Source organism: Bilophila sp. T19-St14 (assembly GCF_059728385.1).
Map to the genome: position 1 here is coordinate 139,648 of NZ_BAAGFT010000001.1, position 15,190 is coordinate 154,837.

Below are 15,190 nucleotides of genomic sequence, written 5' to 3' on the forward strand. Positions count from 1 at the left end.
ACCTGTGATCCGCCTCCGCATCGCTGCGGGAGGCCGTTCCCGGCGCCGCGCATGGCGCTTCGCGTCACGGCTGCATGGGAGGGCGATCCAACCGAAGGCTCCCGGAAAGAAAACTGGTTGTTCCCTTGCGATTTCGCAGGCGCAGCCCGCCGAAATCGTCCAGCCCTTCAAGAATGCCCGTGTGGCGTTCTTGATCGTCTGGGCCGTCCGTCAGAAGGACCGTTTGCCCAAGGAAGGCGAGGTGACGTTCAGCAAGTGAACGCCACGCGTTTTTCCCCTTGGCGTCAATCTCTTCGACATAACAGAAAAAGATACGGCTCACAAGTCGCATCCACAGTCCTGTAACGGAAAGGGGGGAGACGCCGGATTTTGTTGCGGAAGAGAGAAGCCCGGCCGGAACGGCGCGCTGCGCCCGCATGAGGGAGGCAGGGGGGGAGGATACGAGGTTCAGGCCGATCCCGGCGACCAGCATATTTTCGGCGGGCGTTTCCCCATGCCGGGGCAGGGGGCGTTCCTCCAGAAGGATGCCGCCGACCTTGCACCAGCCGGGGCCTTCCTCTTGTTCCTCGCGCCGCAGCAAGTCGTTGGGCCATTTCATATGGACGTCGAAACCCATGTGGGTCAGCGCTTCCGCGATGAGCCCGCCCACGGCGGGGGCCGCGGCCGTGCCCGTGAACGGGTGGCGCTGCGGCAGGCGGAGCGCCGCGTAGACGTTGCCTTCGGGCGAGACCCAGTTCCGTCCGAGCTGCCCCCGGCCGCTGCGCTGGCTCAGGGCGAGCACGCTCCCCCAGACGGGAAGCTGCCCGTATGCGGCGAGGGCCCGGGCGACATCCATACTTGAAGTGGCGGGGCCGCACAGATACACTGGCGCCGGTACGCTGGCCGTTTCGGGCTCGTTTTCCGTCCGCGAAACCGGCGCAGTGAAGAATTGTTCGAGATACGGGCAGGCCGTGCTTGTGCCCGGCGCGGTGAATGCCGCTTCGGGAAGCCCGCTCCAGAGGGCGGAGCTTGCCGCGTGATCAGCCGGAAACGGATCGGCGATGCGGTCGTGCGGAGGGCGTTCGGAGAGGGCGCCTTCGTGCAGAAGCCGCACCGTGCCGTTGAGACGAAAAGTGGAGTCGTGTGTCATGGCAATCGAAAATTGGCCGGAAACGGGCCGGATACCGGTCTATCTGGTGGGTGGGGCCGTTCGGGACCGCCTGTTGGGGCGGACGCCGCGGGAATATGATTTCGCGTTTGACGCGGATGAAGCCACGTTTCTACAGCGGAATCCCGATGCCCGCAAGGTCGGGAAGAGCGTTTCGGTTTTTTTGCTGCACGGTCAGGAATTTATGCCGATTGAGGGGACGCTGGAAGACGACATGCGCCGCCGCGATCTGACCATCAACGCGCTGGCCGAGGATCGGGACGGCAACCTTTTCGGGCATCCCGATGCGCTTTCGGATCTGCGGGAAGGCATCCTGCGGCCCGCTTCGCCGACGAGTTTCCGGGATGAGCCCGTGCGGGTGTTCCGGCTGGCACGCATGGCTTGCGAATTGCCGTCGTTCACGGTTCACCCTGAGGCTGTGGCGCAGATGCGCGCCGTGGCGGGGGAGGGGCTGCTTGGGCGTATTCCCGCCGAACGTGTGGGGCGCGAGTTCATGAAGGCGCTGGCCTCGCCGAAGCCGTCGCGCTGGCTGTCCGTGCTGGCGGAAGGGGGCTGCCTTTCCCCGTGGTTCCGGGAGCTGGAAACTTCGATGGATATTCCGGCGGGCCCCGTGGCGTACCATTCGGGTTCTGTGATGGCGCATCTGATGGATGTGATGGATGCGGTGGCGGGCGATCCCCTGTGCGTATGGATGGCCTTGTGCCATGATCTCGGCAAGATCGGCACGGATCCGGCTTTGCTGCCGCACCATTACGGGCACGAGCTGCGCGGGGCCGAACCCGCCGAGCATGTCGCCAAGCGCCTCGCCTTGCCCGCACGTTACGCCGCTGCCGGCGTGTTGTCGTCGCAGCTGCACATGAAGGCGGGGATTTATGATATGCTGCGGGCCGGAACCCGCTGCGATCTGTTGATGCAGATCCACAATGCCGGTCTGGACGAGCCGTTTTGGAAGCTGGCCGAAGCCGACAGCGGGCGTTCGCTGCGCCCTGCCGTCAACGACGACCTTGCGGTGCTGCTCGGCATTTCTCTGCCCCCGGAATGGCGGGACAGGGGCAAGGAGTCGGGAAAACGGCTCCGGGCGATGCGTTGTCAGGCCCTCGCCATACATATGGCGAAGCGCAAACGGGAGAATGCCGATGGCTGATGGCGCGGATACGGCGGGCGTGCCTTTGGATGTGGACGGGCGGAAGCCTGAGGCGGCTGGCGGCGGCATACATGCCGCGGGTTCAGACGCCGCCGTAGCCGTGGACTCCCTCCACGCGGCTCAAGGTTTGCGTGCTGTGGATTCCCCCGCGCGTGTCTTGGCCTCGATCTCGTCAACGGCTCAAGGCGTGCGCGTTATGGATTCGTCCGGCGTATCCCACATCCTGCCCGTGGAGGCGGGACGGACGCTTGCCCAGACGATTTGGCTGTCCGGCGAACTGCCCCCTCCCGCGCTGTGTTCGGGGCTCGGACGCTGTGGGGCGTGCCGGGTGCGGTTTCTTGAAAGGACGCCTGAGCCGTGCGCTGCGGACAGCGCCGTCCTCGGTGCGGAGGCCGTTCGCGGCGGCTGGCGGCTGGCCTGCCGCCATGCGCCCGCTGCGGGTATGGCTGTGGAGTTGCCGCCTCCGCCGTCCGAGAAACGGAAACGGATGGACATAAGGCCGGATGCGGGCCCGTTCCGGCTGGCCGTGGATCTGGGGACGACATCCATCCATTGGCGGCTCCTCGACGGTACGGGGCATGAGGCCGCGTCCGGTCAGGCCCTTAACCCGCAGATGGGGGCGGGGAGCGATGTGGTGTCGCGCCTTGCCGCCGCCCGTGATCAAGAGGGGCGGGAACGGCTGCGGCATCTCGTGATCCGTTTTCTGCGGCGCGTCATTTCGGATGCGGGCGTCCCGGTGGCGGAACTGTGCATCGCGGGCAATACCGCCATGACCTCCATCCTCCTGAATAAAGATGTGGCGGGATTGTGCGCCGCCCCGTACCGGCTGACGGAACGTGGAGGCCGCACGGCGGATTTGCCCGGTTTGCCTGCGGCATGGATTCCTCCGCAGCCGGCGCCGTTTGTGGGCGGGGACATCAGCGCGGGCATGGCGGCGCTCCTGTACGGCGAAACGCCGGAGTTTCCCTTTTTGCTTGCGGACTTGGGGACGAACGGAGAATTCGTGCTTGCCGTGGATGCGGGGCGTGCCTTTATCGCCAGCGTACCGCTTGGGCCGTCCCTTGAAGGCATCGGGCTCAGCTACGGCGGCGTGGCGGATGCGGGCAGCGTCTCCGGGTTCCGGCTCGGCCCGTCCGGGCTGTCTCCCGTGGTTATCGGCAACACGGAACCGAAACGGATTTGCGGCACGGGCTACCTGTCGTTGCTGGATATTTTGCTGCGGACAGGTTTCCTCGACGCTACAGGCCGCCTTGCGGCGTCCCCGGTTTCGCCTCTGGCCGCCCGCCTGCTCGGAACGGTCGAGCGGGGGGCTTCCGGTTGGAGCCTGCCGCTGCCCGGCGGCATGGCGCTTGCCGGGGCCGACGTGGAGGAAATCCTCAAGGTCAAGGCCGCGTTTTCGTTGGCCTTGGAAAGCCTGCTGGCGGCGTCCGGGCTGGAGAGCAGGGCGCTCGCGCGGGTATGCCTCGGCGGTGCGCTTGGGGAACATATGCCCGAAACCGCACTGGAACGGCTGGGCTTTGTGCCGCAGGGCTTGCAGGCGCGCACGGCGGCGAAGGGTAACACCTCCCTGTGCGGGGCGGCGCTTCTGTTGGCGCACCCGGAGCTGCGGGAAAGGCTGGCCCGCTGGAGTGCCGGGTGTATGCTTGTGGATCTGGCGGCCCGTCCCGATTTTACGGCCCTGTACATGCGGCATATGGTTTTCGGATAAGCGCCGTCCGTTTGCAAGAAACCGCGTTTTGTGGCATTGCCTCCGTATTCGATACCCTGTAGCGCAACCTCTTTTTTAGGAGGAGAACAATGAACGTACGTCTCATGTCCGACCTTGATCTGCAAGGGAAGACCGTTGTCTTTCGTGAAGACCTCAATGTCCCGGTCAAGGAAGGGAAAATCACCAGCGACAAGCGCATCCGGGCGGCTGTTCCGTCCTTGAAGTTCGCGCTGGATAAAGGCGCCGGCATCATCGTGCTTTCGCACCTTGGGCGCCCCGAAGAAGGCGTTTATTCCGAAGAAGCTTCGCTGGCTCCTGTGGCCAAACGCCTTGAGGAACTGCTCGGCGTCTCGGTCAGGCTTGAGAAGGACTATCTGGACGGCGTCGGCGTAAAGCCCGGCGAATGCGTCCTGTGCGAGAACGTGCGCTTCAACAAGGGCGAAAAGAAGAACAACGAGGAAGTGGCCCGCAAGCTGGCCGCGCTCGGCGACGTGTACGTCATGGATGCGTTCGCCACGGCGCACCGCGCGCAGGCTTCCACCGAAGGGGCCATCCGTTTCGCCAAGGTTGCCTGCGTGGGCCTGCTCATGGCCGCCGAACTCGAAGCCGTGACCCGCATCCTCCATGCGCCCAAGCATCCCCTGCTCGCCATCATCGGCGGCTCCAAGGTTTCGACCAAGCTTGAAGTCCTGAACAACCTTTCCAAGCGCGTGGACAAGCTCATCGTGGGCGGCGGCATCGCCAACACCTTCCTGAAGGCCGCCGGGTACGAAGTGGGCAAGTCCCTGTATGAGCCGGATCTGGTGGAGTCCGCCGCCAAGATCATGGAAGAGGCCAAAGGGCGCGGCGCGGCCATCCCGCTGCCCGTGGACGTCGTTGTCGGCCCGGCGCTGGAAGGACATGCCCCGGCGACCGTGCTCAAGGTCGAGGATGTGCGTCCTGACGACATGATCCTTGATATCGGCCCCGCCACCGCCGCAATGTACGCCCAGCTCATCGCCGAGGCGGGCACCGTGGTTTGGAACGGGCCTGTGGGCGCGTTTGAAATCGACCAGTTCGGCAAGGGGACGGAAGCCATCGCCAAGGCCGTCGCGGAAACGTCCGCCTATACGGTCACCGGCGGCGGCGACAGCATCGCGGCCCTCGAAAAGTACGGCTATGCCAGTCAGGTGGATTATATTTCCACGGCTGGCGGCGCGTTCCTCGAAGTGCTGGAAGGCAAAACCCTGCCGGCTGTGGCCGCTCTTGAGGCGCGTGCGGCATCGTGAGCCAGTCATCCTCCCCTAAACGTAGAAACAACGCGGGGACTTCCGAAAAGGGGGCCCCGCGTTCCCCGTCCCGTGGCCCGTCGGAAAAGCGCCCCGCATCCCGGAAGGGCGGCCGCGCCGATCAGGAACGTCCCGCCCCGAACAGCCATGCAGGGCAGGGGCGTTCCGGAAACAATCCGAAGGACGGTTCTGGAGAGCGCCGCCCCGGTGCGCGTTCGGGCTTCCGCAAGCCTGATGCGCCGCGTGCCGACGGCCCGGCAAGGCCTATGCCCGATCCGGCCAAGCATGCGGCGGGGCATCCGATGTGCCGTCCGTTGTTTTCGCCGTTGGACGCCTTTTGCCGCAGCGCGTTGGCGCAGCTCCCCAAGGCGCTGGATGCGGTAATGCCGCTGTCCCGCAGCCACCGCGCCGATCTGCCGGAGGCCATCCGTGACCTGTCCGCCATGCTCACCTATGAGCGCAGCGGCCTCGGGCGTTCCTATTGGAGCGCGCCCCGGTATGTGTCGGCATATCTGCGTTATTTTTTGCCGTGGAATCTTGTGCGGCTGACCGCTCTCTTGCCGGGCTTGGATTTGCCCGCCCCCGTTTGCGGCGCTGAAACGCCGGTGGTCATTGCTGACCTCGGAAGCGGGCCGCTGACTCTGCCTATCGCCTTGTGGCTGTCCCGTCCCGATTGGCGGGCCGTGCCGCTGACGCTGGTTTGTGTGGATACGGTTCCCCGTCCTATGGAAATGGGGCGTTCCATACTGGAGCACATGGCGAAGCTCTCCGGTGAACCGCTGAACTGGACGATCCGGCTCGTGCGTTCGCCGCTGATGCAGTCGTTCCGGGAGTTGCGCTCCCCCCATCTGATCATGGCGGGCAATGTGCTCAATGAATTGAAGGACAAGCCGGGCGTCAGCGTCGATGAACGCATGGCGGATCTCGCCGTCGCCGTGGGGCGGGCGCTGCATCCTGAAGGCACGGCGCTGTTTGTGGAGCCCGGTACGCGGCTTGGCGGTACGCTTACGGCGAAGCTCCGGGAAACGGCGCTGGAAGAGGGGCTGACGCCCGTGGCCCCCTGTCCGCATCTTGGCCCGTGCCCCCTGTTGGAGACGCGCGAGCGCCGCTGGTGCCATGCGTCGCAGCTGGCTGTGGCCCCGGCATGGCTGGCGGAGCTGGCCCGTTACGCCAAACTGCCCAAGGATTCGCTGAGTTTGTCCTTCATGCAGCTTCGGCCTGAATCGGAGGCCGGGCCCTCCGTAAGGACGCCCCTTTTCCCGGCGATGACCCCCAACGGTGTCGTCGCCCGCATCCTGTCCGATGCCTTCCCCGTCCCCGGCATGGGGCACGCCCGCTATGCCTGTACGGAAGAAGGGTTCGCCATCATCCCCGCAGCCGGGGACATCCCCTCCGGGGCGCTTGTCGCCTGCCGCCGTCCCGCATCCCCGCGCAAGGATGCCAAGACGGGGGCCGTTGAACTGCATTGGCAGCCGGAACAGAAACCTCAACGCTGATTTTTCAGGAGTTTTTCATGTCTAAAATCATTACCCGGTTCGCGCCGAGCCCGACCGGGCATCTGCATATCGGCGGCGCCCGCACCGCGTTGTTCTGCTGGCTTCTTGCCCGTCACTACGGCGGCGAATTCCGCCTGCGTATTGAGGATACGGACACCGAGCGCTCGAAGCAGGAATATACGGACGCGATTCTGGCTTCCATGCGTTGGCTGGGGCTGGATTGGGACGGCGAGCTGACCTATCAGACGCAGCGCACGGCCCGCTACAATGAGGTCATCGACAAGATGCTTGAAAGCGGCCATGCCTACTGGTGCTCCTGCACGCCCGAAGAAGTGGAGGCCATGCGTGAGGCCGCCCGTGCCAAGGGTGAAAAGCCGCGCTATGATGGCCGGTGCCGCGACCGCCATCTTGACGCCGCGCCCGGACGTGTCGTCCGCCTGAAGATCCCTACCGAAGGCCGCGTTGTGTTCGACGATATGGTGAAAGGGCATATCGCCACGGATGTTTCCGAGCTCGACGACATGATTCTGCGCCGCAGTGATGGGATGCCTACCTACAACATGGCGGTGGTGGTGGATGACCACGATATGGGGATCACCCACGTTATCCGCGGCGACGACCATGTTTCCAACACGCCGAAGCAGATCCTCATCTATCAGGCGCTTGGTTGGGAACTGCCCGTGTTTGGCCATGTGCCCATGATCCTCGGCAAGGATCGCCAGAAGCTTTCCAAGCGTCACGGCGCCCGTTCCGTGGTGGAATACCAGAATGACGGCCTCCTGCCGCACGCGCTGGTCAACTGCCTTGTCCGCCTTGGCTGGTCGCACGGCGATCAGGAGCTGTTCTCCATGCAGGAACTCATTGAGCTTTTTGACGGGAAGAATCTGAACAGCTCCGCTTCCGCTTTCGATCCCGATAAGCTCCTGTGGTTTAATGCCCATTACCTGCGTGAGACGCCGCTTGGCGAGCTGGCCCGTCTGGTTCTGCCTTTTATCCATCAGAAAGGCTTCACGGACGCGACGGAAGCATCCGTTGAGCCGCTGCTTCCCTTGTACCGCGAACGGGCAAAGAACCTTATCGAGCTTGCCGACGGCCTCGCCCAATTGCTCTGCAAGTCCGCCGATCTGCCTTACGACGAGGCGGGCGTTGCCAAGTGGATGACGGACGAAGGCAAGGAGCACGTGAAGGTTATCCGTGATCAGCTTGCCGCGCTTCCTTCCTTTGACAAGGAAAGCATCGAGCATGTGATCCATTCGTATGTGGAAAGCCTCGGCGTGAAGTTCAAGATGGTCGCGCAGCCTGTGCGTGTGGCAATCACCGGCGTGATCGGCGGCCCCAGCTTGCCGGAATTCATGCTTGCCATCGGCAAAGATGAGACGCTCGCCCGCATGGATCGCGGTTTGGCGTTGTAATTGAAAGGGTAGGGGATAAGGCAAGCGGGGGAAGGGAGGGGAAAACTTTCTACAGAAAGTTTTCCCCTCCCTTCCCCCGAACCCCCATCCCTCCTCTTTCAAAGGCTTTTGACCTTATAGAATCCCTATTCGCTGTTTGGGGTGGGAAGATATGTCGTCCTGATTACGCTTCGAGCCTCAGCGGAGCATAGGAATGGGCACCCTAGGCCGTGTCGTTGTTTTTTTTAATATAACTATTTGAAATTGTCTAAAATAATCTTTTTCATGATTTGAAAAAATAGTTAAATTAATTTTAACATATTATATCTGATGGTTGTGTTATAGAAAATGGTTGATGCTTTTTTCCCTGAAGCTCCAAAGGGATAACCGGCAAAATGCCTTATTCGTGGCTCCCGCCAAGGGGAAAATATAAGAAAAAGGAAGTATTTTCACTATATTGCTGAGATAAAACAACCATAAACTATAACAGAGCCTATCTGATTGACGACACGACCTAGCGTCGCTGTCGAGCAGAAAGCCCGCTCCGGTAATGAGATGAACGCGTCCAGCTCATAAGCAACTCCGCTGCATTGACGATTTCATCCGCCATTCCGGGACACCCTGCCGAGTGTTTGGCAAGGCTGTGTCATAGAGAATGGTTGATGTTTTTTCTTGAAATTTCAAAGGAATAACCAGCAAAAGGCTTTAGCCATAGGTTCCAACAAGGGAAAACTGGAGAAAAAAGCTGTATTTTCACCACGCTGTGGTGATGAAACAACCGCATACTATAACGGAGCCTTTGGCAAACATTCTATAGAAGTTTTCGCATGGCGCGTTGAATGCATCAATGGAAGGCGTCACGGCGATGCTGGGGAAATGGAATTGATGCTTGCCCCGTTGCCCCTCCCCTTTGAAGGCTTCCATTATCCTCTTTTCACGTTGCAGCGTTTTTCATTTGGTAGGCGTGAGGCGTATCCTTGATACGTTCAAGTTGCAGGGCGTCCAGATTCAGCAGCTCATCGATGGGCGTACAGGCTTGGCAGTTCATCCAGTTCCGCACCGAGTACAGGCATTCTGTGGCCCGACTGAGCTGAACTGGTGGAATCTATGCTACTTTTCTGATGATCTTGCCGACTTCTTCCATCAGAACAGTCTTCCCATGCATACCTTATCTCCATATTGTCTCGTCGGAAGCCCAACTCGGCAAAACGCCCGGCAGTATCTACAAGTATGGAAATATCGCCGTATTGTCGTGTTTCGGCGAAACATGTCTCGGATGGGTGCGCATGGTGAAATGCCCGTTTCTGTCACATCTGCCACAGTGACGTTAATGCCGCTTCGAGAACTAACCCATATGTGTTAGGGGGAAACAGCCAGCCCGACTTACAGGAGTTTACGAGTCCAGTCCCCTCCCACGTTTGTGGGGGAAGATTCATAGTGTTGGGCTGGGTGAGAGTGTGGTTGAGAGCTACCCCATGTGTGTGGAAAACCCTTCAGTCGATGATGCCGGATGTAGGCGTACACATCCGACTTACTCCAGTGCGCGAGGAAGAAATGCCCTCGTTTAGGACTCACCATACTGCCGTCGTCCTTGGGCAGGGCTTGGCGTACGATTGGAGTCCGTGATGCGTTCCCCCACCGCGATCCACCAGATGCCGGGCTTCGACCGTGCGTAAGGTGTATATATCGGGGAAGGATAATGAGCGGCACGACGAAATCATATCCCGGAACATGCCGTATGGGGAAAATCTATGAGTAATATAAACAGTACTCCATGCTTTGGTCGTTTTCTTACCCGCCTACACGGCGGATAACATTAAGGCCCCTGCCGGCGTGGCGGGGGTGTTCTTCTAAACCGCCTACGCGGCGGATAACGTTTCTGCTCCCGAAGCGCAGCCCCGCAGTCTCTTCTAAACCGCCTACACGGCGGATAACACCCGCTGGACGCAATGGGCCGCCGGAATGTGCTTCTAAACCGCCTACACGGCGGATAACCGTGGCTATTGTATTGCCACGTACTTCCATATCTTCTAAACCGCCTACACGGCGGATAACGGATAGCCTTGAGGATGGAATTGTGGATGGTTCTTCTAAACCGCCTACACGGCGGATAACGTTTTGAAGATTTCATTACTGGTGGCCCTGATCTTCTAAACCGCCTACACGGCGGATAACCAGAGATTGTAAAACCAATATATTTATTTTTCAGTATCTTGGATTTCAAATCCGTTAGAAGGTTTCGTTTTGGTAAGCTGAATACAACATATTTATATCATAGATTTTTTACACACAAGCCTTTCATGAAGTCAAAAAGAAAGTCTAAAACTTCTTTTTCTTGGCAGTGCTCGATAAGGCGTTGCCGAAAGTCTTTTTGCGTTTCTCCTTCCTTGGCGCACTCAAAAGCCAGCGGCATGACATAACCATCCTTGACCACGTCTGCGAGGTCAAATACCAGCGCGCCCCTTCGCGTCTTCCCGTGCAGGATGGGCATGGCGAAGCTGATCCCAAGACCGCAAAGCACCACAGCGGCATACCCATATGCGATATAATTGCCATGATCCAGAAAGCCGTTGCAGACATCAGCTTTTGAGGTTGAACGCCGCGCCCCTTCTTCGCGAACGAAAGAAAATCCATGTCCTCGTGCCAGATCCGCATATAAACGTTTCGCCCAGCGTGCCTCCGCCAGCAAAAGCTCCTGAACATCCTTGGCCTGTTCCAGATCCGAATGGAAACGTTCCAGTACGGCATCGGACAGGGCTATTCCCAGTTTTTGCAGGTAGCTGTTTTCCCGCCAACACTCCGCCGTCATCTGCGCGCGCCGCCTGAGGAAGTTGCGGGCTTTCTCCAGTCGGAGCGCCGGGTCAAACCACATTTCCGCCCATGCCTGCATATATTCAGTTGGGCGGTATTCGCTTTGCGGCGTCATAAAAGCGATGTCGCATACACTGAACAACGGTGAACCTCCCGTTCCGCAAAAGCCCACCATTACGTTGGATGCCGCCATACGGCGCATGGCGGCGTCCGTAATGGAAGTGCCTTTGCCCAGCAACAGGAACGCCGTGTTCCGTTCGGGAATGTTGAACATCTGCTCGAACTCACCCCCGTCCTGCGTCAGGTAGACGATGCGGTCATCCTGCTGCACCACGCGGGCATGTTCGAGATAAAAGACGTTGGCCCGTTTGGAGAGCTGAAGCGGTCTGGGGTTGGTTTGCCTTTTTATGCCCACGGCAACTCCGGCAGGCTAAAGGGGCTGCTGGTCACGCAAAAGCCATAACCGTTGGGTGCGCATTCCCCGCTTTGTGGTTCTCCCTGTTCGCGATTTACCACCAGTGAAAAACGCTGTCCCGTTCTTGCGCTGCGCAATATGAAGTACGTCATTTGGGCCTTACGGGCGGTTTCCATGCGTCGTTTCCTCAGCAGTCCATGCTCCTCTCCCTCATGACGATCCGAGGCTAGCGAGGGCACTCTGTACCTGACGAAACGCACCCAATCCCCGCAAAAATCATCGGGGACGGCCTGCGGATAAGACAATCGCGCATAATCCCGGAACCACGGCTGCGAAATCACGTTTTTCGCCAGCCCGTCCAGATCTTCGCGGGAGGAAGCGAACACGCGCAGAGTCCCCGTCAAGGGGAGAGGCAATGTGGGCAATTGCTCCCTTCCGGGGAATGCTACGGCAAACGTCCCGGGGCGTTTGGCAAATACGCCGTGCAGCAGGCCCAGCATACGGCTCCGCAGCATCGGCCCGCTTATGCCCGTATCGCCTCCTAGAGTCAGCGGCATGGCATCGCAATACCATTGGGGCCTCATGATCATTCACTCCCCGAAAAGACGCCGCCGCGGATGATGCAGGCCAGCAGGAACAACCCATCGGGCGTCATGGGATCCAGCTCGCCCACGCGGAGCATCAGCTTGAAGCCGGAAGCTTCGCCCTTGTTGCGGAAAAATTCCTGCGCATCGAGGCTTGCGCCGTTGGGCTCCACGGGCAGCGGCACACCGCGCTCTTTATAGGCCGGATACCATGTATCGATGGTTCGCAGGGCATTGCCGATCTTCTGGTCACGCAAGGCCGCCTGTCCCATGATGCGTACGCTGTGCTGATCCTGTCCGTCCGGTGCGCCTCCCACGCAATACAGGGGGCGGGCAAAACCGCGTGCTTTATTTTCGAGGTAGTTTTGCGAAGGGAAGACTTCAACGGCCCCACCGACTCCCGGATCGACATGAGCTGTCACCCGCAATTCCGTTGCCGGGTCGCCTTTCCAGCCGCGTGCCAGCACTTCGGCCACAGCACGCTCGTCACCGCTTATCTCTTCAAAGTGGTTGAAGGGGGTAGCCAGCGCATCGAACGTTTTCTTCGTGCCGTCTGGCAAGAGCACGTCAACGGCGGCGGAACTTGCCACAGTGCGGTTGCGCCACAAAAAACGTCCGTTGGCGATGTTGCGCACATAGCGGCAGGCCAGATGAACCAGCGCGCCACTGTCCTTGGCCCGGCCGACGAACTCCGCCAGATCCTTCTTGAAGGCGTTCAACTCATCCATGGAGTCTTTCTGTCCGGGGGCGCAGGCGAACAGCGCTTTTCCCACGTCCATGCCACGCAGGTTGAAACGCACTTGCAGGGCCGACGCATTGGCGTCGAGCTTGGCGCTGTCTGTGGTCTGGATGTTGGATACTTCCTCCCGCTTGGCGCTGGCGGAAGCCGCCTGCCCTTCTTTGCTTGACTTATTGATGTTCTGCGTCCCGCGGATGCCGTGCCTCACCACCCACAGCGGGCTCAGGTTCCCGTTGCCCAATTCGTTGTAAAAGAGGCCGTCCGTCACCAGAAGGCAGCGCTGAAACGACAGTACGCCCGGAAGCTTGTTCATTTTTTTTGCCATGCCAGTATCTCCTTACATATCCTCAAGTTCCGTTTGTTCTTGCCGCAGCACGAATGCGCCCCGCCGATCATCCAGCCATACGGGGCGCCAGAGGGTTTCTTCCTCCCATGCGGGGGACTGGAGGTTTTTTTTCGCATCCGCTTCCTTCCGCCGCTGGCGCAGGGAACGGTATTGCACCATGCCCACCAGAGGCTCTGCAAAGGCATGCGTATAGCCGCAGCGCACCCCGCCGCGGTGCTCGAACGGCGTGATCGCCGCGTAGCCGAGGCAGGCTGCGGACAGCCATGTGTCGTTTCCTTCAGCCGCAGGCTGCATTCCCAGCGCTTCAACCAAAAGATTTGCCTGATTTTTATTATTTTTATTTTCGAGTAGATCCCGCCTGTCCATAACGGCATACCCGTTCCCGACGCGAGCAAAGGCGGACGTCAAAGAGTCTTCAAGCACGATTTCGCCATGCCCCGTCACGAGCCCGCCGGACAGGCGCGCCCGGTGCAGGAATTCACGGGCTTCCATTACGCCCGCCACCTGTTCCAGCTCCCAGATGATGCTCACGCGCAGATGGGCGCAGGCCACGGGCTGCAAGGAAAGGGCGTGCGGGTTCTTTGAGGAATAGTCGCTGCCGTTGGCTGACTTGCCGAATGTAAACGCGGCGGCCCGTCGCTGTTGCGGCGAAAAGACGCCATAAAAAGATTGCCCCAACGCCTCACGGTTATGGTGGATCAGGGCCATCCCCGTCACTTTAGCCCCTCCGCCCAGATGGAAGCAGAGCGCCTCTCCGAGGCCGTAGGCGGCGAAGACCGGCGGCCCGCCCATGAGGAAGGATGCGGAAAGCATGTTGGCGGCCTGAACCCGCACGCGGGGAAAGACAAGGTAGTTCATCGAAACGCCTCCTCCAAAAGCCCCGCAGCCGCCGCGGTCGCCGTCACGTCCAGAACCAGCATCCGGTTTCCGTTGGCGCGGGAGGCCCGTCCCATGCCGTCGATCACCAGCCATGCCATGTTGCGGGGCCATGTACCGTCGCGTAAGGCGGGATCAAGCAAGCCGCGCATCGCGGCCGGCTTCAACTCCGGCGAGACCAATGCCTCGGTTCCTGTTTCGGGATTCTGTTCTTGGGGGAGCATACCGGCATAGTCCCGCAGCATCTCCCGAGCCTCATCAGCCCGCTGTAGGACAATGTCGGCGATGTCCTTTATGAGGTTCTCTTCTTTATCTCGCCTTTTCAAGTCAGTTCGTTTGGTCATGGAGGACGGTTCCTCGTTGTCCAGCTCATGCCGCCGCCGAAAATCCACGTAGGCGAACAGGGCTTGCCGCAAGGGGCCGGGCGAGGAAAAATCGAGGGAAATCCCCTTGTAATAGAGGGAGAAGGCGGTTCTCAAATCATCCGCGCTGCGTGGCGCATCCACAAAGAGCGGACGCTGCATGGCCCGCACAAGCCCACCGACATTCTGAGGGTTGGAGCCGCCGATGCCGAACTGCGCCTGCCGCAGCTTGCGCATCTTCATGCTGGGGCCGTTTCCCGCCCCCTCATCGTTTTCTGGGGGGGCGGCAGGCTTTTCTTCCTTGTTTTCGGGGTTTCCGACAGACTTTTTTTCCTTTTCGTATGCGGCATTATGGCAGGACACAAGCCCATGGTCCTTTTCAAACAACAGTTCGCATACACCGCCCGCGGTTATGGGCGTCATGGACACATACCCGCCTTCAGCCCCTTCTTTTGGGATCAGTATTTGCCGTAAACGGTGATCCACATGCCCAACGCCGACGCTGAAAGCCGAGGAACAGGCCTCGGTCATGGCATGTTCAATAGCCGCACGTTCTTCGGGGGATGCGGCTTCCGCAAACGAATTGTTGCGTACTACGGCGTTTACCTGTTTGCAGATGCCCGCCACCGCCGCACCGCCTTTGCCGTAATCCAGCGAAAGGGATACATTCCTTGCCATCAGCGTGCGCGCCGAGACATAAGGGGCGTCCAGTACATCATCCGCAGCGAGGCGAACCCCTACGAGGGCCGCATTGGAGTTGACCGTTTTTGAGCTGAAATGAACAAGTTCCGCGATTGTGTCGCGATAGGTTTCCGGTGGATAGGCTTTCCACGGTTTTTCTTTCTTGGCTTGGCGTTGCTGTTGTACGCCGTCCGCCTCCATGTTCGGTTCATCCATTCCTTC

Annotated in this window: 12 protein-coding genes and 1 CRISPR repeat array; of the genes, 6 read left to right on the forward strand and 6 right to left on the reverse strand. The window is 60.2% G+C overall.

Annotated features, from left to right (window positions below; all coding sequences use genetic code 11):
- Positions 1–64 precede the first annotated feature (64 nt).
- Positions 65–1,129 (reverse strand): biotin--[acetyl-CoA-carboxylase] ligase, encoded by a 1,065-nt coding sequence (locus AC6I1V_RS00610; protein WP_483971726.1) that lies wholly within the window; start codon positions 1,127–1,129, stop codon positions 65–67.
- Between AC6I1V_RS00610 and AC6I1V_RS00615 the strand changes: the two genes are divergently transcribed.
- The 6 genes from AC6I1V_RS00615 to AC6I1V_RS00640 all read left to right on the forward strand — a co-directional run bounded on the left by AC6I1V_RS00615 (position 1,128) and on the right by AC6I1V_RS00640 (position 9,135).
- Positions 1,128–2,291 carry a tRNA nucleotidyltransferase/poly(A) polymerase-related protein gene (locus tag AC6I1V_RS00615; RefSeq protein WP_337430809.1) on the forward strand — a complete coding sequence of 388 codons (1,164 nt, stop codon included), beginning with the start codon at positions 1,128–1,130 and terminating at the stop codon, positions 2,289–2,291. The genes AC6I1V_RS00610 and AC6I1V_RS00615 overlap by 2 nt on opposite strands.
- Positions 2,284–3,999, forward strand: a complete 1,716-nt coding sequence (locus tag AC6I1V_RS00620) for an ASKHA domain-containing protein (protein ID WP_486854511.1) — start codon at positions 2,284–2,286, stop codon at positions 3,997–3,999. The genes AC6I1V_RS00615 and AC6I1V_RS00620 overlap by 8 nt, the downstream gene beginning before the upstream one ends.
- An 89-nt stretch (positions 4,000–4,088) precedes the next feature.
- Positions 4,089–5,267, forward strand: a complete 1,179-nt coding sequence (locus AC6I1V_RS00625; RefSeq protein WP_486854510.1) for a phosphoglycerate kinase — start codon at positions 4,089–4,091, stop codon at positions 5,265–5,267.
- Entirely contained in the window at positions 5,264–6,763 is a 1,500-nt protein-coding gene (locus AC6I1V_RS00630; RefSeq protein WP_497736738.1) for a small ribosomal subunit Rsm22 family protein, read from the forward strand. The genes AC6I1V_RS00625 and AC6I1V_RS00630 overlap by 4 nt, the downstream gene beginning before the upstream one ends.
- Before the next feature lie 17 nt (positions 6,764–6,780).
- Entirely contained in the window at positions 6,781–8,175 is a 1,395-nt protein-coding gene (gene gltX, locus AC6I1V_RS00635) for a glutamate--tRNA ligase (RefSeq protein WP_497736739.1), read from the forward strand.
- 651 nt (positions 8,176–8,826) lie between these two features.
- Positions 8,827–9,135: a hypothetical protein gene (locus AC6I1V_RS00640; protein ID WP_486854760.1), complete on the forward strand. Its 309-nt coding sequence runs from the start codon at positions 8,827–8,829 to the stop codon at positions 9,133–9,135.
- Between the two features lie 806 nt (positions 9,136–9,941).
- A CRISPR array of direct repeats spans positions 9,942–10,329; the repeat unit is 28 nt; unit sequence CTTCTAAACCGCCTACACGGCGGATAAC.
- 97 nt (positions 10,330–10,426) lie between these two features.
- On the opposite strand, the gene cas1f is transcribed toward AC6I1V_RS00640, so the two are convergent.
- From cas1f to AC6I1V_RS00665, 5 genes are read right to left on the reverse strand one after another with little or no spacing between them, the layout of a single operon-like run.
- Positions 10,427–11,380 (reverse strand): type I-F CRISPR-associated endonuclease Cas1f, encoded by a 954-nt coding sequence (gene cas1f / locus AC6I1V_RS00645; RefSeq protein WP_486854759.1) that lies wholly within the window; start codon positions 11,378–11,380, stop codon positions 10,427–10,429.
- Complete coding sequence (cas6f, locus tag AC6I1V_RS00650; RefSeq protein WP_486854758.1) at positions 11,371–11,970, reverse strand: type I-F CRISPR-associated endoribonuclease Cas6/Csy4; 600 nt, start codon at positions 11,968–11,970, stop codon at positions 11,371–11,373. The genes cas1f and cas6f overlap by 10 nt, the downstream gene beginning before the upstream one ends.
- Positions 11,967–13,028 carry a type I-F CRISPR-associated protein Csy3 gene (gene csy3 / locus AC6I1V_RS00655; RefSeq protein ID WP_486854757.1) on the reverse strand — a complete coding sequence of 354 codons (1,062 nt, stop codon included), beginning with the start codon at positions 13,026–13,028 and terminating at the stop codon, positions 11,967–11,969. Before csy3 ends, cas6f begins: the two co-directional genes overlap by 4 nt.
- A 12-nt stretch (positions 13,029–13,040) precedes the next feature.
- Positions 13,041–13,907, reverse strand: a complete 867-nt coding sequence (locus AC6I1V_RS00660; protein WP_486854756.1) for a type I-F CRISPR-associated protein Csy2 — start codon at positions 13,905–13,907, stop codon at positions 13,041–13,043.
- The gene (locus tag AC6I1V_RS00665) at positions 13,904–15,184 is read right to left on the reverse strand and encodes a hypothetical protein (protein ID WP_486854755.1); all 1,281 of its coding nucleotides are present in this window, start codon (positions 15,182–15,184) and stop codon (positions 13,904–13,906) included. Before AC6I1V_RS00665 ends, AC6I1V_RS00660 begins: the two co-directional genes overlap by 4 nt.
- Positions 15,185–15,190: the final 6 nt, after the last annotated feature.

Coding starts and splice junctions, on each gene's coding strand:
- AC6I1V_RS00620 (WP_486854511.1), top strand. CDS start 2,284: ATGGCTGATGGCGCGGATACGGCGGGCGTGCCTTTGGATGTGGACGGG.
- gltX (WP_497736739.1), top strand. CDS start 6,781: ATGTCTAAAATCATTACCCGGTTCGCGCCGAGCCCGACCGGGCATCTG.
- AC6I1V_RS00615 (WP_337430809.1), top strand. CDS start 1,128: ATGGCAATCGAAAATTGGCCGGAAACGGGCCGGATACCGGTCTATCTG.
- AC6I1V_RS00610 (WP_483971726.1), bottom strand. CDS start 1,129: ATGACACACGACTCCACTTTTCGTCTCAACGGCACGGTGCGGCTTCTG.
- csy3 (WP_486854757.1), bottom strand. CDS start 13,028: ATGGCAAAAAAAATGAACAAGCTTCCGGGCGTACTGTCGTTTCAGCGC.
- AC6I1V_RS00665 (WP_486854755.1), bottom strand. CDS start 15,184: ATGGATGAACCGAACATGGAGGCGGACGGCGTACAACAGCAACGCCAA.
- cas6f (WP_486854758.1), bottom strand. CDS start 11,970: ATGATCATGAGGCCCCAATGGTATTGCGATGCCATGCCGCTGACTCTA.
- AC6I1V_RS00625 (WP_486854510.1), top strand. CDS start 4,089: ATGAACGTACGTCTCATGTCCGACCTTGATCTGCAAGGGAAGACCGTT.
- AC6I1V_RS00660 (WP_486854756.1), bottom strand. CDS start 13,907: ATGAACTACCTTGTCTTTCCCCGCGTGCGGGTTCAGGCCGCCAACATG.